This is a genomic window from Kyrpidia spormannii, from assembly GCF_002804065.1.
Classification (GTDB): domain Bacteria; phylum Bacillota; class Bacilli; order Kyrpidiales; family Kyrpidiaceae; genus Kyrpidia; species Kyrpidia spormannii.
Map to the genome: position 1 here is coordinate 927,371 of NZ_CP024955.1, position 20,930 is coordinate 948,300.

Consider the following 20,930-nt stretch of genomic DNA (forward strand, 5'->3'; position numbering starts at 1 on the left):
CAGATGAAGCCTGTGTATATTGTGTTTTTTATCGCGGTTCTGGCGGGTACCTTGTTGATTAGCTACTGGGCCGCCCAGAGGGGGCGGACCCTCCCCCAATTCTATCGATTTTCCGGGAGTTTAGGAGGAGTGCAGAACGGGCTGGCCATGGCTGGCGATTTTATGAGCGCCGCGTCTTTTTTGGGCGTGACCGGGGCCATCGCCTTGCACGGATTCGACGGTCTCCTTTATGCGGCGGGATTTTGGAGTTCATACGCCCTGTTGTTCGCGGTGGCGGAACCGGTGCGGCGGCTGGGTCGCTATACCCTGGCGGACGTGGTGTGTGCCCGATTTCCGTCCCGGCGAATGCGGGGGTTGGTGGCGGTGGATACGGTCCTGATCTCAACCCTGTATCTGGTTCCGCAGTTGGTTGCGGCGGGTTGGCTGATGCATTTGTTGCTGGATGTGCCTTATCCCGTTGCCGTGGCGGCTACGGGTATATTGATGACGATGTATGTGATTTTCGGGGGCATGGTGTCCACCTCATGGGTTCAAATCATCAAGGCTGGGCTGCTGGTGACGGGCACCTTTTTGGTCGCCTTGATGGTGTTATCGTCGTTTCATTGGGACTTTGGTCGGCTGGTCGCCGCGGCTAAGGAGCACAGTCCGTGGGGGAGTGGATTGTTCGCCCCAGGGAACCTGCTGGAAAATCCCCTCAACGAAGTGTCTCTGTTCTTGTCCCTTTTTCTCGGAACGGCGGGGCTCCCTCACATCCTGATGCGATTTTTTACGGTGCCGAACGAGTCTGCGGTGAGGGCCACCCTATGGACCGCGACCTCGGTGATCGGCGCGTTTTATGTATTGACGGTGGTACTCGGACTTGGCGCTTTGGCCCTCGTGGGCGGAGCGGCGATCCGAGGACTCGATCCCACGGGGAATTTTACGGCGTTAGCGGTGGCCCAAGCAGTGGGGGGAGACTTTTTCACGGCGTTTCTGTCGGCCGTGGCCTTTGCCACCATTCTTGCCGTGGTGACGGGGCTTCTCCTGGCTGCCACCACGGCGGTCTCTCACGATCTCTATCATAAGCTGTACCGGGGCGGTCGATCCTCAGATCGGGAACAATTGCGGGTGGCGAAGTTTGCGGCGCTCGTCCTGGGTCTCGGTGCGGTGGCGATCTCCCTGGGCATGGGCCGGGTCAACGTGGCAACCCCGGTGTCCTTGGTTTTTGTCGTTGCCGCGGCGACGAACCTCCCGCTTCTGTTCTTTACATTGTTCTGGCGGCGGTTTACGGAACGGGGCGCCATGATTGGAGTCGTGGCGGGGCTCGTGGCTTCCTTGACTTTGGTGTTTTTCAGCCCGGCAGGGTTTCTTCCTGTCACGCTACCGTTTTTAGAAAAGATTCACTTGGATGAACCCGGGATTGTGGCCATCCCCATCGGCTTTTTGGCCGCTGTCATTGGAACGTGGGTCGGGGGCGATCGGCCGGACCCCACGCGTTTTGAAGTTCTCCGCGGGCACGTGCGGCAAGGGGAAACGACAGGCACTGCGTCGGGGGGTGAGGGGTCGTGGGCCTGACCTTCTCATTGTTGTCACGAACCAGCCTGCTTTTGGTGGCAGGGTTTCTCGTGAGCCGTACGCCAGCATTTCGCAGGCTATTGGAACGGCGCTGGAGTCCCTTCGGCTACACGGCCCATGCCCTGTTGTTCGCAGTCCTTGCGGTGGCAGGGGTGGAGGGCGGCATTCTCCTCCATGGCGGCAGGGTAACGGAACACGGGTGGATCTGGCACCTGGGCCCGGACCAGGAACTCTTGGGGCCGGGGCTCGTGGCGGTGGTGATCGCAGGACTTCTGGGTGGCATTCGGGTCGGCGGTCTGTCTGGGTTGTTGGTTGCGCTCTTTGTCGCCCAAATCGGCGGATGGGCACACGGGGCAGACGTGATGTTGTATCCTTTGGCCGGGGTATTATCAGGAATGACGGCGAGGTTTTTCTCCGATGAACGGGTCATCGCCCCGGAAAAGGCATTCTTTATCGGCATGTTTTTTCCCGTTCTTCACATGGCGCTGTTGTTGATTTGGCGGCCGGGCCCCGAGACCATCCAGCTGGTCAGCGATGTGGGTTTGCCCCTCACCCTGACCAACAGCGTGGCCATCGGGGTGTTTACGGCGATTGTCCGAGTGGCGGTGCACGAGTATGAGCAGGGGGCAGCTCTTCAGACGGAGAAAGCTCTTCGTGTGGCGGAGCAGACCCTTCCACAACTTCGGCGGGGCCTGAGTTATGACACCGCCGAGGTCATTGCCCGGTTTTTGCTTCATGAGCTCGACGTGGCGGCGGTCTCTCTGACCGACCGGGAGAAGGTGCTGGCCCATGAGGGATTGGGACGGGACCACCACGGACCGGGCACGGGCATTCGCACCGAAGCCGGCTCGGCGGCCCTCCGGACCGGGACGATTCAGGTGGCTCCGAACCGAGCGGCCCTCGGGTGTTCCCAGCCCTCTTGTCCCTTGGCGGCGGCGATTATGGTGCCCCTTCGCCGATCTGGGGAAACGATCGGCCTGGTGAATCTGATGTTCCGGCATCCCCAGCAGCTAAGGGCGGCGGACATCGCCCTGGCGGAGGGGTTGGGTCGGCTCATTTCTCATCAACTGGATGCCATTTTTGCCGAGGAGATGCGAGAATTGCTTCGCCAGTCGCAATTGCGCCACTTGCAGGCTCAAATCGAACCCCATTTTCTGTTCAACACCCTGAATCTGATCGGTGGGCTCATCCGCGTCAACCCTCCCCTTGCCCGGCATATCGTCGTGCAATTGGGGAATTTTGTCCGCATGAACTTGAGGGCCGCACGGTATCCGCTGATTCCCCTCGCCCAGGAACTGCAACACCTCCGGGCTTATTTAGAAATCGTCAAAGCTCGGTTCGCCGACCAATTGACCGTGTTTCTCGACGTGGACGAATCGCTGGTGGACGGGGTGCAGATCCCTCCGTTGACGTTACAGCCCCTGGTGGAAAATGCGGTGAAACACGGGGTTCGATCAAGGGCTGTCCGGGGAAGGGTGGGTGTTTTTGTGCGTGCGGAAGGTGGGGACCTTGTCATTGAAGTTCAGGACAACGGCACCGGCGTCGATCCCGTTCTTCTTCCCCGGTTGGGGGTGATGCCCATTGAGCGGGAAGACGGGACGGGGGGCGGGCTGTACAATGTGAACCAACGTTTGATCGGATTGTTAGGCCCCGGGGCGGCCCTTCAGTTTGACCAGGCTCTTGAAGGAGGGCTTCGAGTTCGGTTTCGATTACCCCGGATCGCGCAAGGGAACGGGGCAGAGGCGGGAGAAGGGAGGCCGTCATCGGCGGAATCTTCGGCGGATCAGATACTCGAAGCGAGAGGGTGAGGCAGCATGAAGGTGATGGTGGCGGAGGACGAACGGGTAGCCAGGGAGGAGTTGACCTACTTGTTGTCCTGCCACCCGGACGTAACTTTGTGTCCGGGTGCCGAGAATGGGTCGGAACTTCTGGAGCTAGTGGACCAATACCACCCCGATGTGGTGTTTTTGGATATTCATATGCCCTCTTTGTCTGGCATTGAGGCGGCCCGTCGGTGGCGGAACGGGTCTTGGAAAGGTCGAGCCCCCCAGGTGGTGTTTGTCACCGCTTATGAACAGTATGCGGTAGAAGCTTTTGGGCTAGATGCCGTGGATTATCTGCTCAAACCTTATGATGAAGAACGCCTGGGCGAGACCTTGGAACGGATCCGCCGGCGCCTTGCGTCCCGGGGCCGGGATGGGGGTGGCCATGCGGTCGGCATGGGGACGGTCCCGGGGATTGTCCGGGCAGGTGGGGATACGGCCGGTCAAGAGCGGGGTGGGGAGGGGGCAGCCATGGGTCTACTCACCACCGCGGTTCCGGGAGGCGGAGGGTTCCGTCGTCCCAAACTTTTGGTCGATGATGGAGAAAAAACGGTCGTTCTGCACCCGGGGGCGGTTCAATATGCGGTTCGCAACGGTCGAGCCGTGGAAATTCATACGGATTCGCTCACGGTGAGTGCGAAATGGACCCTGGCGGAACTGGAAGAGCGATTGGCGGGACTCAATTTTTTCCGGACCCACCGCAGCTATCTGGTGAATCTGGAATACGTATCCGCCATTGAACCTTGGTTCAACGGTGCGTATACAGTGGTCCTCAACGATCGGGCCCGCACCAAGATTCCCGTCAGCCGAAATGCCGTAAAGGAGTTGTTCGAACGACTCGGCGGCAGACGTTCCAGTTGACACGATTTCGCCACATTCGGGCCAGCCCGGCGGCATTTTAGGCTCCCGGGTGTGCATTTCGCGCAAAAAGTACGCCAATGTCCCGAATCTTACGCTAAAATTAAACTAGTTCCCCTATACCGCACTTGTGCGGAGATTCCGCATGCCCAAGCGGTTGCGGAATCCCGCACACCCCGGGGTCGGTGCCGTGACATCAGGGTGGGGGAAAGATGGACCAACGAAGGAGGTCTGGGGAGGGTGCAGCAAGAGGAGTTCGATAGCCTGCTCAAAGAAACACGCCGGTTTGAACCGTCGGAAGAGTTCCGCAATCAGGCGAACTTCCGGGATCCGACCGTGTATGACCGGGCCCGGCAGGATCCGGAGGGATACTGGGCGGAACAAGCCCGTCACTTGGATTGGGTGACCCCGTTCACCAAAGTTTTGGAATGGGATCCGCCCCACGCCCGGTGGTTCTCGGATGGTCAGCTCAATGCGGCGTACAACGCGGTGGATCGGCATCGGTTGGGCCCGCGCAAGAACAAGGCCGCCATCTTGTGGGAAGGGGAACCCGGCGACTCCAAGGTGTATACGTACGAAATGCTGGGCCGGGAGGTGGATCGGGCGGCCCACATGCTGACCCGCCTGGGCGTTCGGCGGGGCGATCGGGTGACCATCTACCTGCCGATGATTCCGGAGTTGCCCATTGCCATGTTGGCCTGCGCCAAGATCGGAGCGATTCATTCGGTGGTATTCGGGGGCTTTTCGTCCCAAAGTCTGAAGGACCGTATCATGGACGCCGAGTCCAAGATCTTGATCACGGCGGACGGCGGTTGGCGCCGGGGCCGGGTGGTACCTCTCAAAGCGAATGCCGATGAAGCGGTCAAGGGGACACCCGTGGAAACGGTGTTGGTGGTCAAACGGGTGGGCGAGGCGTCCGGAGCGGCCTTTGCGCCGGATCGTGACAAGGACTGGGCGGAGGAGATGGCCAAATCGCCGACGACTCCGTTCCCGGCCGAGACCATGGGCGCCGAAGACATTCTTTATCTCCTGTACACGTCTGGGACGACGGGGAAACCCAAAGGCATTGTGCACAGCACCGGTGGGTACCTGGTGGGCGCAAACACGTCGATGAGAAGCGTGTTTGACCTCAAGGACGAGGACATCTTTTTCTGCACGGCCGATGTCGGGTGGGTCACGGGACACACCTACGTGGTGTACGGTCCCCTCTCGGCTGGAGCCACGGTGGTGATGTACGAGGGAGCTCCAGATTATCCAGATCGGGATCGCTTTTGGGCGATTGTGGAAAAATACGGCGTCACGATCTTCTACACGGCCCCGACGTCCATCCGGACCTTCATGAAATGGGGTCCAGAGTATCCCAAACGCCGAAACTTGTCCTCTCTCCGTTTGCTCGGGACGGTGGGAGAGCCCATCAACCCCGAAGCTTGGATGTGGTACCACGAATACATCGGGGCCGGGCGTTGCCCCATCGTCGACACCTGGTGGCAGACTGAGACGGGTTGCGCTGTCATCGCTCCCCTGCCGGGGCTGACGGCGACGAAGCCAGGTTCCGCCACATTGCCCTTGCCGGGTTTTGAGGCGGATGTGGTGGACGAAGACGGGAACCCGGTGGAGCCGGGCCGGGGAGGTTATCTGGTACTCAAACGGCCATGGCCCTCCATGCTGCGCACGATCTGGGGAGATGACGAGCGGTTCCGAAACACCTATTTTGGGAAATTCGACGGTATTTACTTGTCCGGGGACGGCGCCCACAAGGACGAAGATGGATATGTCTGGGTTCTCGGTCGAATGGATGATGTGATCAACGTATCCGGGCACCGAATTGGGACCATGGAGGCGGAAAGCGCCCTAGTGGATCATCCCGCAGTGGCCGAGGCGGCGGTGATCGGAAGGGCTCATGAGATCAAGGGGCAGGCCATTACCGCCTTTGTAACGTTGAAAGAAGGGGTAGAATCCGATCCCGCCTTGGTCGATGAGCTGAAACAACATGTCGTCGAAAAGATCGGGGCACTGGCCCGGCCCGAGGAGATCGTGTTCGCACCGGAGTTGCCGAAAACCCGCAGTGGCAAGATCATGCGGCGCCTTCTTCGGGATGTGGCCGAGGGCCGCGTATTGGGGGACACCACAACCTTGGCGGATCCCGGGGTCATGGAAGACTTGAAAGCGCGCTACGCAGAAAAAGAAGAGTAAGATATTCAAGCCACAGTGGGGACACCGCCGCGACCGGTGAGATCGCGGCTGGTCACAGATGACAGAGGGGGTATGATGCTATGGCGAGCGAAGTGAAGATCACGGGGATTTCGGACCCGGGGCCGCTGGGGCTGGCGGCTTTTGCCCTGACCACTTTTGTGCTCAGTTCCATCAATGCCGGGCTATTCCCGGAAGCGGTACTCGGGACGTTTCTCCCCTTGGCGTTGTTTTATGGGGGACTGGCGCAATTGTTGGCCGGCATGTGGGAGTTTCGGACGGGCAACACGTTTGGCGCGACAGCCTTTTCTTCCTACGGGGCTTTTTGGATGTCCCTGGGGACCTTTGTCTACCTACAGTTAAAAGGGGTGCTGGATTTTAAGGTCGACGCAGGTGTCGCATTGGGACTTTTCCTTCTCGCCTGGACGATTTTCACGTTTTATATGTGGATCGGGTCTTTTCGAACCAACAAGGCGCTCATCACCGTGTTTACGCTCTTGTTCCTCACCTTTGTCCTGCTGACCGTCGGCGCTTTCGGTCCTGTGGGGGCAACCCATGTCGGCGGATGGCTGGGGATTCTGACGGCGGTGGTGGCCTGGTACACCTCCGCAGCGGGAGTCATCAACAGCACCTTCGGCCGGACGGTTTTGTCGGTGGGGGCAAAACCTCAGGGGCGGCAGGTTTCCCCGGGTTCCCCTGCGGCCAGCGCCTGACGGGCTGCCGCCCGGCCGCCCATGGGGTAAAGGGGAGATGAATCGACGATCGCCCGGGAGAATCGGGCGGGTCTGGGGACCGGTTTGGCGGGACCCGGGCCCGCCTTTTCAAGCCTATACACAATCCGGGAATCTATGATATACTTTGTGGCGAACTCAATGACGCACTCTCGATGCCCGAACGGGGGTAGAGGCGCGAGGTCCAAGAGTACCGGCGGGGAGGCGAAGGGGCCGACGATCCGCCCGGGAAAGGGGATTTCGCCGAAGCGTCGGCGGCGGCCCTCAAGGCGCCGGCGCTGGGCCCGGATCGAAAAGGTCCGGGACTGTCACAAGGGGTTCCCTTGTGGAGTGCTACTGCGTGGGAGAGAGGTTGCGATTCCGTGTGAGTATGAACAGCGGTAGATCGGGCCTGTCTACGGCTGTTTTTTTGTGTCTGTTCCGCCGCCGGCCGCCGGCGGGGCCGGCGCACGCGGCGAGGAGGAGAGAAATGTGGCGCGAATCGTGATGAAGTTCGGGGGCAGTTCCGTGGCGACGGCGGAGCGCATGGTAAAGGTGGCGCAAAGGGTTGCGAAAACCAGGGCCGAAGGTCATCAGGTGGCGGTGGTGGTCTCGGCGATGGGCGATACCACCGATGATCTCATCGCCCTGGCCAAGCAGGTGAATGAGCGGCCGCCAGCCCGGGAGTTGGACATGCTCCTGAGCACCGGGGAGCAGGTGTCCATCGCCGTGTTGACCATGGCTCTCCAAGGGCTCGGCGTACCGGCGACGTCTTTGACCGGAGGCCAGGCCGGGTTCCGGGTAGAGCAGGTATTCGGGAAGGCTCGGATCTTGGAGGTGAGGCCCGATCGTGTCGACGCCCTGCTTCGCGACGGCCATGTTGCTGTGGTGGCAGGTTTTCAGGGCGTGACCGACGATGGGGAGATCGCCACCTTGGGCCGGGGCGGCTCGGACACCACCGCCGTGGCCCTGGCGGCCGCTTTGAAGGCGGATGTCTGTGAGATCTACACGGACGTGGACGGCGTGTACACGACAGATCCCCGTATTGTCAAGGAAGCCGCCAAGATCCCGGAAATCTCCTATGACGAGATGCTGGAGTTGGCGAACCTCGGCGCGGTGGTGCTGCACCCCCGGGCAGTGGAATATGCCAAATTGTATCGGGTGCCTTTGGTGGTGCGCTCCAGTTTTCATGACGGACCCGGGACATGGGTGAAGGAGGATGCGAACGTGGAACAAGGACAGGTGGTCCGGGGCATTGCTCATGATCTCAACGTCGCCAAGGTGTCGCTGGTGGGGGTCCCCAATCGGCGGGATAGTCTAGGTAGAGTTTTTCACGCCCTGGCGGAGGAAAACGTGAACGTGGACATTATCGTTCAGAGCATCGTGCATAATGATGTCCATGATATTTCTTTTACTGTCTGTCGGGACGACCTTCCTGTGACCCTTCGGGTATTGGAAGATCTGCGGGTGGAGCTGGGAGCTGGAGAGATTGTGGCGGAAGAAGAATTGGCAAAGATCTCCATCGTCGGCGCAGGCATGATTAGCAACCCCGGCGTGGCGGCCCGGATGTTCGACGCGCTGATTGAAGCGGGGCTGTCCATCCGGATGGTCAGCACCTCGGAGATCAAAGTGTCTTGTGTCGTCGACGCCAGGGATGTCAAACGAGCGGTACAAGTGTTGCACCAGGCCTTCGAATTGTCCGCCTCAGCTGAAGAGAAGGTCAATCCGGTCAAAGCATAAGTCGATGCGGCCCTCGTTAGCGAGGGCCGCTCCAGGTGATTTGCTCCACGCGCTCGATGGTCAAAAACCCCTGAAAGGACAGGTGGTCTAAGGTGTTCAGATAGCGCCGGATCACCGATTCCTCATCCACGAATTCAACAATGAGCGGCAAAGCCGATTCGGTTTCAAAATAACGCCAGCTCCTCTGCACGCCGCTACGGCCGAATCCTTCCAAGGCACGGTATAGCGTCGCGCCTGCCAGGCCTGTGGAACGGGCCAACTCCATCAATACCCGGGCCGTCGGACGACCGTGAATCCGGTCGCGTTCCGTGCAGTAGATCCGAAGCCGGAGGCGGGATTCGGCATCCCACATGGCGGGTCCCTCCAGCTGCCCCGCGGGGCGCAGATGTCGATGGTAATGTATGTCGGCCAAGGCTGGACATTGACGGCTGGCGCCCAGGGCTGTCAGCGGATCGCTTGGTTACGGGAGATTTTCTCCGGTGCTTCTCCGCCAGGTTGACAGGCGATTTTGACCCGTGGTACACTCAACCTCAAAGCTTACAAACAACAATTGAATCGTTCGGAGAACTCTTATCGAGAGTGGTGGAGGGACTGGCCCGATGAAACCCGGCAACCACCGCCAGAAGGCGGAGAGGTGCCAATTCCTGCAGGACCTGGGTGGATCCTGAGAGATAAGAGGTGGACACTGCCCTTGCAAGCCCCCTCTTCTCGCAGAGGGGGCTTTTCAGTTGTGGCGTGTCAGGAAGGGAGTGAGGGCGATGGGTCATGCCTTCGGGGTCAAAGGTGTGGTAAAAGTCGGACCCGTAACCCTGGACAGCGGGCGGGTCCTGGACGAGGTGGACATCGCCTACGAAGCTTATGGAGACCCGGAGAACGCCCGGGATCGAACGATCCTGGTGTGTCACGCTCTGACCGGAGACGCGCACGCCGGGAATTTGGACGGGCAGCCCGGATGGTGGGACGGGCTGATCGGTCCGGGACGAGTCCTGGACACGAATCGTTTTTATATCGTCTGTTCGAATGTGCTCGGGGGGTGTGCGGGGTCGACGGGGCCGGCGTCCCCGGGTCCGGATGGGCGCCCGTGGGGGCTGCGATTCCCTCCCATTACCATCCGGGACATGGTGGAAGCCCAGAGGTTGTGGCTGGAGAAGCTTGGCATCACTCATCTCTACGCGGTGATCGGGGGTTCCATGGGCGGGATGCAGGCCTTGGAATGGGCGGTGACCTACCCCGACCGGGTTGAGCGGTGTATTCCCATCGCCACCAGTGCTCGACTGTCTGCCATGGCGATTGCGTACAACGACGTCATGCGCTTGGCGATCATGAATGACCCGGCGTGGAACGGCGGGGATTACTATAATGGGGAAAAACCTGCGGCGGGTTTGGCCCTCGCCCGGATGGTGGGCATGATCACCTATCGCGGGCCCCAGTTGTATAACGCCCGGTTTGGCCGGAGCGTGGTAGGGCGGGAAGAAGAGGACGGACCGGTGGATTTTGAGGCGAGATTTCAAGTGGAAAGTTATCTTCGATACCAAGGTGAAAAACTGGTGCGGCGGTTTGACGCCAATTCGTACCTGTACTTGATCAAGGCTATGGACTTACATGATATCGGCCGGGGCCGGGGCGGGGTGGCCGCCGCCTATGCCCGGACGGAGGCGGAATTTCTCTGCATCGGGATCGATTCGGATATGTTGTATCCCGCTGCGGAACAGATCGAAATCGCCGAAGGACTTGCGGCGACCGGTAAAAGGGTGGAGTATCGCGAGATTCGCTCGGTGTACGGTCACGACGCATTTTTAGTGGAATTTCAACAGATGTCTGCGGCCCTCAGCGAGTTCCTGAACCCGGCGGCACGATCGGTATATGCCCCGGAGGGGTGACCCAGGTGCACGTCCCGACCGGGCGCCTCCGTCCCCATCCGGGGGCTTCCGTTTCTGTACAACGTCTCGTGCTGGGGTGTTGTATCTGCAACACAATATGAAATACGTGAATTCCCTGACCTGTATCCACACATGATCTCCTCCTGTTCGCCTTCGTGGACGGCCTCGTTTCCTTGACATGCCCACCGGGAAACTTTAAAATTTCTTTGTACGTTGAGCCGCGGCGACGACGTTTCGGGCATGCTATCGATATGGGTTCGGGGTGAGCGGGCAATCACCTAGGATTGCCTTCCTTTTATGCTGTTTTGAGGCCAACAGAAGGAGGAACGATTTGCGGTGTCACAGGACAAGAGGGAGTTTATTTTTCGGAGGCTACATACCTTGGCGGGTGTGGTGCCGGTGGGTCTCTTCCTGATTGAGCATTTGTTCACAAATGCCAGCGCCATTAACGGCCCCCAGGCGTTTAACGACGCTGTCGCCTTTATTCAGAATCTCCCGTTTCTGACGTTGATTGAGTTTGTCTTCATTTTTATCCCCCTCTTGTACCACGGGGTGTACGGATTGTATGTGGCCTTTACCTCCGGGTACAACGTGGGACGCTACGGCTGGTTTCGGAATTGGATGTTCGTCCTCCAGCGCGTAACCGGAGTGATCACCTTCATTTTTATTGTTTTCCACCTCTGGACAACGCGGTTCAGCGGGAATGCCCCCAGCTTTGACCTCGTCCATCGCATTGTCGCCAATCCAGTGGCCTTCTGGTTCATGGTGATCGGTGTGGTCGCCGCGGTATTTCACCTCAGTAATGGCTTGTGGTCGTTTTGCATTCACTGGGGCATCACGGTGGGGCCGCGTTCCCAACGGGTTTTCGCTTACGTGTTCGGAGTCTTTTTCCTCGTTTTGAGCTATGTCGGCATCAGCGCACTAGTCGCATTCACCCACGGGGCGGCGTGAGGAGGAATCGGGCATGGGTCAGCAGAAAGTGATCGTCGTCGGCGGCGGCTTGGCCGGTCTTATGACCACGATTAAAGTGGCGGAAGCGGGCGTGCCGGTGGACTTGTTTTCCCTGGTCCCCGTCAAGCGTTCCCATTCGGTGTGCGCCCAGGGAGGCATCAACGGGGCGGTGAACACCAAAGGCGAGGGCGACTCCCCCTGGGAACATTTTGACGACACGGTTTATGGAGGCGATTTTCTCGCCAATCAGCCTCCGGTCTTGAAGATGTGCGAGGCGGCCCCCGGGATTATTTACCTCATGGACCGGATGGGGGTCATGTTCAATCGAACACCGGAAGGGTTGCTCGACTTCCGGCGGTTTGGCGGAACGAAACATCACCGCACGGCTTTTGCGGGAGCCACCACGGGCCAGCAACTGCTTTACGCTTTGGACGAACAGGTGCGGCGCTTCGAAGCGGCGGGCTTGGTGCAGAAGTATGAGGGCTGGGAATTTCTCCAGGCGGTCATCGACGATGAGGGCGTATGTCGGGGGATCATAGCCCAGGATTTGCGCTCCATGGAGATCCACGCTTTTCGCAGCGACGCCGTGGTGATGGCGACCGGGGGGCTTGGGCTGATCTTCGGCAAGAGCACCAATTCGATCATCAATACGGGTTCTGCGGGATCGGCGCTGTACCAGCAAGGCGTGTATTTTGCAAACGGGGAGTTTGTGCAGGTGCATCCCACGGCGATTCCGGGGGACGACAAGCTGCGCCTAATGTCCGAGTCGGCCCGGGGCGAAGGCGGCCGGGTGTGGACTTACAAGGACGGGAAACCGTGGTATTTTCTCGAAGAAAAATACCCGGCCTACGGCAATCTCGTACCCCGGGATATCGCCACCCGGGAGATCTTTCACGTGTGTGTGGACCTGGGGCTCGGGATCAACGGGGAAAATATGGTCTATCTCGATGTATCCCACATCCCGGCGGATGTCCTCAACGTGAAACTGGGTGGGATCCTGGAGATCTATGAAAAATTCGTAGGGGAGGATCCCCGGAAGGTTCCGATGCGGATTTTCCCGGCGGTTCACTATTCTATGGGTGGTTTGTGGGTGGATTATGACCAGATGACCAATATCCCCGGTCTTTTTGCCGCTGGCGAAGCGGAGTACCAGTACCACGGCGCGAACCGCCTGGGGGCCAATTCTCTCTTGTCCTGTATCTACGGCGGCATGGTGGCGGGCCCCAAAGCGGTGGAGTGGATCCGGGGCGTGAAAAAATCGGCCGATGACCTGCCGGACGGTTTGTTTGAGACGGAAAGGAAAAAGCAAGAGGAACGGTTTGAGTCGATTCTCCGCATGGAAGGGCCGGAGAATCCCTACAAACTGCATCGGGAACTCGGTCAGTGGATGACCGACAATGTGACCATTGTCCGCTACAATGACCGTTTGAAAAAGACGGACGAAAAGATTCAAGAGCTGATGGAGCGGTGGCACCGCATCGGTGTTGCGGACAAATCCCGGTGGGAAAACATGATGGCGCCTTTTACCCGTCAGTTGTGGAACATGTTGCAGCTGGCCCGGGTGATCACCCTGGGGGCCCTGAACCGCAACGAGAGCCGGGGGGCTCATTATAAACCGGAGTTTCCCAACCGGGATGACGAAAACTGGCTTAAAACCACGAAGGCAAAGTATACGCCCGATGGCCCGGTATTCGAATACGAGCCGGTGGATGTATCCTTGATCAAGCCCAGGCCGCGGAAGTACGACGTGGAGAAGGAGGAGACCAAGGCGTGAGCGAGAAAACGATCCGCCTCATCATACAGCGGCAGGATACCCCGGACAGTAAGCCCTATGACGAGGAGTTTGAGGTTCCTTATCGGCCCAATATGAACGTCATCGCCTGTCTAATGGAAATTCAGCGGAATCCCGTCAACGCCAAGGGGGAGCCGGTATCCCCGGTGGTATGGGAATCCAATTGCCTGGAAGAGGTGTGCGGCGCCTGTTCGATGGTGATCAACGGCAAACCCCGCCAGGCCTGTACGGCCCTTGTTGACCAATTGGAGCAGCCGATCCGTCTGCAGCCGATGCGCACCTTCCCTGTGGTGCGAGACTTGGTGGTCGACCGAAGCCGCATGTTTGAAGCTCTGAAAAAGATCAAAGCTTGGATTCCCATCGACGGCACTTATGACCTGGGCCCCGGCCCCAGGATGCCTGAGCGGGAGCGGCAATGGGCTTACGAGTTGTCTAAATGCTTCACCTGTGGCTGTTGCGTCGAAGCATGTCCGAACGTGAACGAAAAAACCTCGTTCATGGGTCCCTTTGCCATCAGTCAAGTGCGGCTGTTCAACACCCATCCAACTGGGAAAATGCACCGGGAGGAACGACTGGAGGCGATGATGGGCGAGGGCGGTATTCACGAATGCGGCAACGCCCAGAACTGTGTCCAGGTCTGTCCGAAAGGGATCCCGTTGACCACGTCGATCGCGGCCGTGAATCGGGAAGTCAACAGCTATGCCGTCGGAAGTTGGTTGAAGAAGTAATCGAGGGCATTTCGAATCCAACCCGGCCCCGGCAGAGTCGGAGCCGGGTCTTTTTCTGTTCGCGGAAAGGGGTACCCGGTCGATGGCCACGGGGTGGACTGGCTCATTCGCCCAACCCCGTGCATATGGTGGCCCGGAAAGATCATGCGCCCGAAGTCTCTCAATTCATCCCGCCCGATTCGGGGAGGTTTGTGGCGGGCGCGGATGTCTGGATGGACGAGTTGCCATCCTTGCTGCGCGGTCATAGGATACGTTGACTGTATCCCTTGCCCTTGTCATTGACGCCGCGTACAAGGAGGGATCAACCGTGACAGCGGTGGGAGACGTTCGAGGCAAATCACTCTTGACCGCTCGGGAACGCGAGGTGTTCGAACTTCTCGTTCAAGATAAAACTACAAGGGAGATCGCCGAGCAACTGTATATTAGCGAGAAAACTGTGCGCAATCACATTTCAAACGTCATGAAAAAATTGAATGTCAAAGGAAGATCCCAGGCGGTGGTGGAGTTGGTCCGCATGGGAGAATTGAAAATTTGACAAACCCGGGTCCTACGTTGACGTTTCGGTGTAAGGAACATTAGAATGGGGGCAAACGCGAATGGGAGGCCCTCTATGGAACAGCGGTGGGTTCCCGGACAGGATTTGGTCAGCGAGATTGAGCAAGAGCTTCGCTTTATCAGCCGCATTGTCCGTCAGAAGGGTCGGGAAATCCATGTGAATTTTCAGATCACACCTCCTCAATTCGAAGCCCTGATGTTGATCCGCGATCATGGCGTGCTCACCATGGGCGAATTGAGCAGTAAGATGTTTCTCGCGTACAGCACGACGACCGATTTGGTGGATCGGTTGGAGCGGCATGGCTTGGTGGAGAGGCTTCGGGATCCGATCGATCGACGGGTGGTGCGGCTCCGGGTCTTGGATCGGGGGCTGGCGATGATTGAACAGGTGCTGGAAGCGCGTCGGGACTATCTCCGGGGTGTGTTGGCGCGTATGGAGCCCGGCAAAGTTCCGATTTTGGCCGATGCGCTCAAAGATTTGATCGCCCATATTCAGTAATCGGCAGAGGTTCCCCGTGGGGAGCCTTTTACTTTGCGTTTTTCACCCTTACCTCTTCCCGGAACCGGCATACCAGCCCGTCATGCTCGTATATATAGGGATGAGCACGTGACGGACAGGAGGGAAGGCCGGTGAAGGGGATGCGGTGGCGATGGTTGATCGTGGCAGCGGTAGGGATGATCGCTGTCGGCTGTGGATTTGGCAGCCCTGTTTCCGGGCCCGTCGATCAGCCTCCAGGAGGCCCGGCGCCGAGCGCGCCTCAGGGAGATCAGGTGGGTGAAACGGTCCAGGCCACGATGTATTATGTGAACCCGCAGGGTTATGTGGTGCCCATTGCCGATTCGATTCCGAAGGTGACCGGAATTGCTACGGAGACTCTCCAGTACATGGTTCAGGGCGGTCCGGGGGACGCCACGGCGGCCAAGTGGGGATTAAAGGGATCCCTGCCACCGGGGACGAAGGTTTTGGGGATGGACATTCGGAACGGGTTGGCCAAAGTCGATTTTTCGAAAGAGGTCCTCCATTATCAGACGCCCCAACAAGAACGGCAAATCGTGGATAGCGTGGTGTGGGCGTTGACGGAGTTTCCCACGATCCAGCAAGTGCAGATTCTCGTGAACGGTCGGCAGCTTCAAACGATGCCTGTCGCGGGAACCCCGATCGGGCAGCCCCTGGGGCGGGCGATGGGTATCAATCTTAATGTGGCTGGCAACATCAACCCCTCCAATACGGAGAAGCTGACCTTGTACTACAGCGGGGGGTCGGGAGATCATACGTACTTGGTGCCGGTGACCAAAATTCTTCCGGTGGGTTCCTCCACCGATGTGGTGAAAGATACGATGGCTCAGTTGACAGACCCGGGAATCCAGGGATTGAGTTCGCCGGTGACCACGCGGGCGAAAGTGTTGCACACGAGCCTGGATGGCAATCTCGCCACCGTGGATTTCGACCGCTCTTTCTGGAATGACCAAAAACCAGATCAATCGGTGGCCGCTGTGGTGCTGTCTCTAGCACAAAGTGTTCATGTGTCCCAAGTGAAACTCACGGTCAAAGGGGAGACGCCGGTGGTGAAGGGTCTCGATCTTGCCAAACCGGTGTCGGCGCCGCGATTTGTCAATACGTCGCAGTTGTAGTGAAAGGGCGGGGCTCCATGATATAATGATGCCTTAAGAGGCGAAAGGAAAGGAAAGGGAAGAACCGCCGTGTATACCGTCGTTTTGGCGACGCACAACAAAGGCAAGGTCCGGGAGTTCACGGAGATGCTCCGCCCTTTGGGCTGGGACATATTCCCGCTGAATGCATTCCCCGAGTATGTGCCGCCCCCGGAAACCGGGGCGACTTTTTGTGAGAATGCGCTGATCAAAGCCCGGGATGCCGCGGAGCGCCTCGGGCTGCCGGCACTGGCGGACGACTCGGGACTGGAGGTGGAAGCCCTCGGGGGACGGCCGGGGGTTTTTTCGGCCCGGTTCGCGGGATCCGGGGCTACAGACGAGGAGAACAACCGACTGCTTTTGGCGGAACTGGAGCGCTGCCCTGCGCCGCCCCCTTGGGCTGCCCGATTCGTTTGTTGCCTGGCTTGGGTCGAGCCATCGGGGGAGACTCACACCTTCCACGGGGAGACTCGGGGATGGATCTTGGCGCAGCCCAGGGGGAGTGCAGGATTCGGTTACGATCCTTTGTTTTGGAGCCCGGAGCTTCAACAAACCTTCGGTGAAGCTCCGCCCGAGGCGAAAAATCGAGTGAGCCATCGCAAAAGGGCCCTGGAAGCCCTTGTCCAGGCATTGTCCAGTCCAGGGGGAGGAACCCCGGGAGCGTCGTCGGTTTAACAGGGGCGCTTCTGGTCCCGGGGAGAGAACCGCACGCGGTTGCTCTTGACGGGGGTAGGGTGGGGTTCGTATAATACGCTTTGTGGCGAATGGGGGGACGTCTCTGCTGGAAGGGCGCCGCCCCGGAGAGAGTGCGGGTGTAGCTCAATGGTAGAGCCCCAGCCTTCCAAGCTGGTTACGTGGGTTCGATTCCCATCACCCGCTCCACCGTTGTCCCAGTAGCTCAGCTGGATAGAGCAATGGCCTTCTAAGCCATGTGTCGGGGGTTCGAATCCCTCCTGGGACGCCAACGATCAGGTCTCGTCCGGGTGGGACCAAGAGGTGTCGAGGTGCCGGCTCCGGCGGTTTCTGTGCTTTGAGGACTCCGGGAGGAGTCTTTTTTTGTCCGGCCGGCCAGCGGCAACTTAGGTCTTCCTGTGATTGCGCCCGTTTAGTTGCCGTGATATAGTGACTATGACGTGGCCGGCGATTACTGTGAACAGGCGGCAAGGAGGAACATGTGTTCATGATCACGAAATGGGAGAAAACCGAGAAGAATCTCGGCATCCTGGAAGTCGAAGTTGACCCCGGGGCGCTAGCCCAAGCGCTGGACCAGGCGTTCAAAAAAGTGGTAAAAAAAGTAAATTTACCTGGTTTTCGAAAAGGCCGGGTTCCCCGGGCTGTTTTTGAAGCCCGGTTCGGTGTAGAGGCGCTTTACAACGACGCTTTGGACTTGCTGCTTCCCGAAGCGTATGCCAAGGCGGTGGAAGAAGCCCAGATTGAGCCCGTGTCCCAGCCGGAGATCGACGTCGTCCAACTCGAAAAAGGAAAGCCGTTTATTTTTAAGGCGAAGGTGACCGTCAAGCCCGAGGTAGAATTGGGGACCTACAAGGGCGTGACGGTGGAAGATAAGGAATTTCCGGTTACCGAGGAGGATGTGGATAAGGAACTGGAGAACCTGCGCCGTCAACACGCCCAGATCGAGGTTGTGGGCGAAGGCGGGACGGTCCAAAACGAGGATCTCGTCATGATCGATTTTGAGGGTTTTGTCGATGGTGAGCCTCTGGAGGGCGGCCAGGGCGAAGATTACCAATTAGAAATCGGATCTGGCACTTTTGTACAAGGGTTCGAAGAACAACTCATCGGCATGGCCCAGGGAGAGGATCGGGAGATCCGGGTTACGTTTCCCGATGATTATCATGTTGAGGGCCTTCGGGGTAAAGAGGCCCTGTTTAAGGTCCATCTGCACGACATTAAACGCAAGAGGCTGCCGGAGCTGGACGATGAGTTCGCGAAGGATATCAGTGAGTTTGAAACCTTGGAGGAATTGCGTGCCGATCTCAAGAATAAACTCGAACAGAGGGCGGAACAAGACCACAGGACCTACCTCGAGAATCAGGTGGTGGACAAGGTGGTCGAAGGGGCGGTGGTGGAGGTCCCCAGTGTGATGGTCGAGCACGAACTGGAGCATCTGTACCACGATTTCGCCGATCGGCTACAGCGCCAGGGGATTTCCACGGAGATGTATTTTGAGGTGACGGGTTCGTCCAAGGAGAAAGTAAAGGAACAGATGCGTCCGGATGCGGAGCTGCGGGTTCGGACAAGTCTCGTGCTGGAAGCGGTGCAGAAGCAGGAGGGTATTGAACCCACGGAGGAAGAGGTTGAGGCGGAGTTGGAGAAAGCGGCGGAATCCATGCGGATGGATGTAGCGCGGCTCAAAGAGTTGCTGACCCCGTCCCAGCTTGATTCTCTTCGCCAGGATTTGGCGATCCGAAAGACGGTGGACTTTCTCGTGGCCAATAGTACATCGGCGTAACATGGTGTACAATAGAAAGAGCCTGAGGTGATATTCATTTGCGGGTACCCTCGTCGAGGGTGCCTCGTTTTCCACATGGAGGGGGGTCCCCATGAGTCTGGTACCGATGGTGATCGAGCAGAGCAGCCGCGGGGAGAGAGCTTACGATATTTACTCCCGTTTGCTAAAAGACAGGATCATTTTTTTGGGGACGGAGATCGACGACATCGTCGCCAATCTCGTGGTGGCGCAACTCCTGTTTTTGGCTGCGGAAGACGACAAGAAGGATATTCGTTTGTATATCAACAGCCCGGGGGGATCCATTACTGCCGGAATGGCGATTTATGATACAATGCAATATATTAAGCCCGATGTTTCGACGGTGTGCATCGGTATGGCGGCGAGCATGGGAGCGTTTCTCTTGGCCGCGGGGACCAAGGGGAAGCGTTTCGCCCTCCCGAACAGTGAGATCATGATTCACCAGCCGTTGGGCGGCGTGCGGGGCCAGGCGGCGGACATCAAGATTCACGCCGACTGGATTCTGAGGACAAAGGACAAGATCAACCGCATTCTGTCTGAGCGCACTGGGCAGCCCTTGGAGAAGATCGAGCGGGATACGGATCGAGACAATTTTATGGACGCCGAGGAAGCCAAGGCGTATGGGCTGATCGATGAGGTGATCTCGCCCGTCGACCTGAAGTAGAGGGGTGAGCCGATGTTTAAATTCAGCGATGATAAGGGGCAGCTCAAGTGTTCCTTTTGCGGCAAAACCCAGGACCAGGTCCGCAAGTTGGTGGCCGGCCCGGGAGTCTACATTTGCGACGAGTGCATCGAGTTGTGCAATGAGATCGTAGAGGAAGAACTCGGGGAAGAAGAAGAGTTTGAACTCACCGATGTCCCGAAACCCACGGAGATCCGCGCCATCCTCGACCAATACGTCATTGGCCAGGATCATGCCAAGAAGTCCCTGGCCGTGGCCGTTTACAACCATTACAAGCGGATCAACGCCCAGGGTAAACCGGATGACGTCGAGCTGTCCAAAAGCAATATCTTGCTCATAGGGCCTACCGGAAGCGGGAAAACGCTGCTCGCCCAGACCTTGGCACGGATTCTCAACGTTCCTTTTGCCATCGCGGACGCGACCTCTCTCACCGAGGCCGGATACGTCGGGGAAGACGTCGAGAACATTCTTCTCAAGTTGATCCAAGCGGCGGATTACGACGTGGAAAAGGCCGAGAAAGGGATCATTTATATCGACGAGATCGATAAGATCGCCCGGAAATCGGAGAATCCTTCCATCACCCGGGACGTGTCGGGGGAAGGTGTCCAGCAAGCCCTGTTGAAGATCCTCGAGGGGACAGTGGCGAGTGTTCCGCCTCAGGGTGGGCGTAAACACCCCCATCAGGAATTCATCCAGATCGACACCAGCAATATTTTGTTCATTTGTGGCGGGGCCTTTGATGGACTTGAACAGATCATCAAGCGCCGCCTCGGCCGCAAGGTCATCGGGTTTGGCAGTGAAGAAGCCCGAGGGACCGACCTGAGCCGGGATGAAGTCCTGTCGAAGGTCCTTCCCGAGGACTTGTTAAAATATGGCCTGATCCCGGAGTTTGTCGGGCGCCTCCCGGTGATCACCACCTTGGCTGCCCTGGATGAGACGGCACTGAAGCGGATACTCCTGGAGCCGAAAAATGCGTTGGTTAAACAATATCAACGGTTACTGGAGTTGGATGATGTCCAGTTGGAGTTTACGGACGAGGCGCTGACGGAGATCGCCCGGGAGGCGATTAAGAGAAACACCGGTGCCCGGGGACTGCGGGCGATTATCGAGGGTATCATGCTGGACGTGATGTATGAGATCCCCTCCAGGGACGACATCACCAAATGTGTGGTCACCAAAGAGACGGTCTTGCTGAAGGAATCTCCAATTCTGGTAAAGGCCGACGGGCGTAAGAAGAAAAAGAAAGAAGAAACGGCGTAAAATCAGTCGTGAAGCCAGACCGTACCTGGGCGGAGGGGAGGAATCCCCTCCGTTTGTTTTTGTGGGAGC

The 20,930-nt window shown here is 58.4% G+C and carries 18 protein-coding genes, 2 tRNA genes and 2 riboswitches; of the genes, 19 read left to right on the forward strand and 1 reads right to left on the reverse strand.

Going from position 1 to position 20,930, the window contains the following annotated elements:
* The first annotated feature begins 3 nt into the window (after positions 1-3).
* The 6 genes from CVV65_RS04585 to CVV65_RS04610 all read left to right on the forward strand — a co-directional run bounded on the left by CVV65_RS04585 (position 4) and on the right by CVV65_RS04610 (position 8,875).
* A complete protein-coding gene (locus CVV65_RS04585) occupies positions 4-1,554 on the forward strand; it encodes a solute symporter family protein (RefSeq protein WP_100667139.1) in 1,551 nt (516 codons plus the stop codon).
* Entirely contained in the window at positions 1,545-3,362 is a 1,818-nt protein-coding gene (locus CVV65_RS04590; protein WP_100667140.1) for a histidine kinase, read from the forward strand. Before CVV65_RS04585 ends, CVV65_RS04590 begins: the two co-directional genes overlap by 10 nt.
* 6 nt (positions 3,363-3,368) lie before the next feature.
* Positions 3,369-4,238: a LytR/AlgR family response regulator transcription factor gene (locus CVV65_RS04595; protein WP_100667141.1), complete on the forward strand. Its 870-nt coding sequence runs from the start codon at positions 3,369-3,371 to the stop codon at positions 4,236-4,238.
* Positions 4,239-4,475: 237 nt separating this feature from the next.
* On the forward strand, positions 4,476-6,428 hold the full coding sequence (gene acs, locus CVV65_RS04600) for an acetate--CoA ligase (protein WP_100667142.1): 1,953 nt from the start codon (positions 4,476-4,478) through the stop codon (positions 6,426-6,428).
* Positions 6,429-6,508: 80 nt separating this feature from the next.
* Positions 6,509-7,138 carry an acetate uptake transporter gene (locus CVV65_RS04605; RefSeq protein ID WP_100667143.1) on the forward strand — a complete coding sequence of 210 codons (630 nt, stop codon included), beginning with the start codon at positions 6,509-6,511 and terminating at the stop codon, positions 7,136-7,138.
* Positions 7,139-7,318: 180 nt separating this feature from the next.
* Positions 7,319-7,500, forward strand: a riboswitch (Lysine riboswitch).
* Positions 7,501-7,627: 127 nt separating this feature from the next.
* Positions 7,628-8,875, forward strand: a complete 1,248-nt coding sequence (locus CVV65_RS04610; protein ID WP_100667144.1) for an aspartate kinase — start codon at positions 7,628-7,630, stop codon at positions 8,873-8,875.
* 16 nt (positions 8,876-8,891) lie between these two features.
* On the opposite strand, the gene CVV65_RS04615 is transcribed toward CVV65_RS04610, so the two are convergent.
* The gene (locus CVV65_RS04615; RefSeq protein ID WP_100667145.1) at positions 8,892-9,227 is read right to left on the reverse strand and encodes a DUF190 domain-containing protein; all 336 of its coding nucleotides are present in this window, start codon (positions 9,225-9,227) and stop codon (positions 8,892-8,894) included.
* A gap of 215 nt (positions 9,228-9,442) precedes the next feature.
* Positions 9,443-9,553, forward strand: a riboswitch (SAM riboswitch).
* A gap of 50 nt (positions 9,554-9,603) precedes the next feature.
* On the opposite strand from CVV65_RS04615, the gene metX reads away from it, so the two are divergent.
* The 13 genes from metX (at position 9,604) to clpX (ending at position 20,861) form a co-directional block, all read left to right on the forward strand.
* Positions 9,604-10,755, forward strand: a complete 1,152-nt coding sequence (gene metX / locus CVV65_RS04620) for a homoserine O-acetyltransferase MetX (protein WP_232796712.1) — start codon at positions 9,604-9,606, stop codon at positions 10,753-10,755.
* A gap of 336 nt (positions 10,756-11,091) precedes the next feature.
* Entirely contained in the window at positions 11,092-11,706 is a 615-nt protein-coding gene (locus CVV65_RS04625) for a succinate dehydrogenase cytochrome b558 subunit (RefSeq protein WP_100667147.1), read from the forward strand.
* 13 nt (positions 11,707-11,719) lie between these two features.
* A complete protein-coding gene (gene sdhA, locus CVV65_RS04630) occupies positions 11,720-13,480 on the forward strand; it encodes a succinate dehydrogenase flavoprotein subunit (protein WP_100667148.1) in 1,761 nt (586 codons plus the stop codon).
* Complete coding sequence (gene sdhB, locus CVV65_RS04635) at positions 13,477-14,226, forward strand: succinate dehydrogenase iron-sulfur subunit (RefSeq protein ID WP_100667149.1); 750 nt, start codon at positions 13,477-13,479, stop codon at positions 14,224-14,226. The genes sdhA and sdhB overlap by 4 nt, the downstream gene beginning before the upstream one ends.
* 307 nt (positions 14,227-14,533) lie before the next feature.
* On the forward strand, positions 14,534-14,761 hold the full coding sequence (locus CVV65_RS04640) for a helix-turn-helix domain-containing protein (protein WP_013074693.1): 228 nt from the start codon (positions 14,534-14,536) through the stop codon (positions 14,759-14,761).
* 75 nt (positions 14,762-14,836) lie between these two features.
* Positions 14,837-15,280: a MarR family winged helix-turn-helix transcriptional regulator gene (locus CVV65_RS04645; protein WP_100667150.1), complete on the forward strand. Its 444-nt coding sequence runs from the start codon at positions 14,837-14,839 to the stop codon at positions 15,278-15,280.
* A gap of 140 nt (positions 15,281-15,420) precedes the next feature.
* Positions 15,421-16,413: a GerMN domain-containing protein gene (locus CVV65_RS04650; RefSeq protein ID WP_232059816.1), complete on the forward strand. Its 993-nt coding sequence runs from the start codon at positions 15,421-15,423 to the stop codon at positions 16,411-16,413.
* A gap of 69 nt (positions 16,414-16,482) precedes the next feature.
* Positions 16,483-17,106: an RdgB/HAM1 family non-canonical purine NTP pyrophosphatase gene (rdgB, locus tag CVV65_RS04655; RefSeq protein WP_100667152.1), complete on the forward strand. Its 624-nt coding sequence runs from the start codon at positions 16,483-16,485 to the stop codon at positions 17,104-17,106.
* 133 nt (positions 17,107-17,239) lie between these two features.
* Positions 17,240-17,313: transfer RNA gene (locus tag CVV65_RS04660), tRNA-Gly, on the forward strand.
* Between the two features lie 5 nt (positions 17,314-17,318).
* Positions 17,319-17,395: transfer RNA gene (locus CVV65_RS04665), tRNA-Arg, on the forward strand.
* 216 nt (positions 17,396-17,611) lie between these two features.
* Positions 17,612-18,901 (forward strand): trigger factor, encoded by a 1,290-nt coding sequence (gene tig, locus CVV65_RS04670; protein ID WP_100669184.1) that lies wholly within the window; start codon positions 17,612-17,614, stop codon positions 18,899-18,901.
* Positions 18,902-18,992: 91 nt separating this feature from the next.
* Complete coding sequence (gene clpP / locus CVV65_RS04675) at positions 18,993-19,583, forward strand: ATP-dependent Clp endopeptidase proteolytic subunit ClpP (RefSeq protein WP_100667153.1); 591 nt, start codon at positions 18,993-18,995, stop codon at positions 19,581-19,583.
* 12 nt (positions 19,584-19,595) lie between these two features.
* On the forward strand, positions 19,596-20,861 hold the full coding sequence (clpX, locus tag CVV65_RS04680) for an ATP-dependent protease ATP-binding subunit ClpX (RefSeq protein ID WP_013074699.1): 1,266 nt from the start codon (positions 19,596-19,598) through the stop codon (positions 20,859-20,861).
* Positions 20,862-20,930: the final 69 nt, after the last annotated feature.

Excerpts from the sequence above, each read along its gene's own strand:
- CVV65_RS04585 (WP_100667139.1), top strand. The coding sequence starts at position 4 with ATGAAGCCTGTGTATATTGTGTTTTTTATCGCGGTTCTGGCGGGTACC.
- CVV65_RS04595 (WP_100667141.1), top strand. The coding sequence starts at position 3,369 with ATGAAGGTGATGGTGGCGGAGGACGAACGGGTAGCCAGGGAGGAGTTG.
- CVV65_RS04605 (WP_100667143.1), top strand. The coding sequence starts at position 6,509 with ATGGCGAGCGAAGTGAAGATCACGGGGATTTCGGACCCGGGGCCGCTG.
- CVV65_RS04615 (WP_100667145.1), bottom strand. The coding sequence starts at position 9,227 with ATGTGGGATGCCGAATCCCGCCTCCGGCTTCGGATCTACTGCACGGAA.
- sdhA (WP_100667148.1), top strand. The coding sequence starts at position 11,720 with ATGGGTCAGCAGAAAGTGATCGTCGTCGGCGGCGGCTTGGCCGGTCTT.
- CVV65_RS04645 (WP_100667150.1), top strand. The coding sequence starts at position 14,837 with ATGGAACAGCGGTGGGTTCCCGGACAGGATTTGGTCAGCGAGATTGAG.
- CVV65_RS04650 (WP_232059816.1), top strand. The coding sequence starts at position 15,421 with ATGCGGTGGCGATGGTTGATCGTGGCAGCGGTAGGGATGATCGCTGTC.
- tig (WP_100669184.1), top strand. The coding sequence starts at position 17,612 with ATGATCACGAAATGGGAGAAAACCGAGAAGAATCTCGGCATCCTGGAA.
- clpP (WP_100667153.1), top strand. The coding sequence starts at position 18,993 with ATGAGTCTGGTACCGATGGTGATCGAGCAGAGCAGCCGCGGGGAGAGA.
- clpX (WP_013074699.1), top strand. The coding sequence starts at position 19,596 with ATGTTTAAATTCAGCGATGATAAGGGGCAGCTCAAGTGTTCCTTTTGC.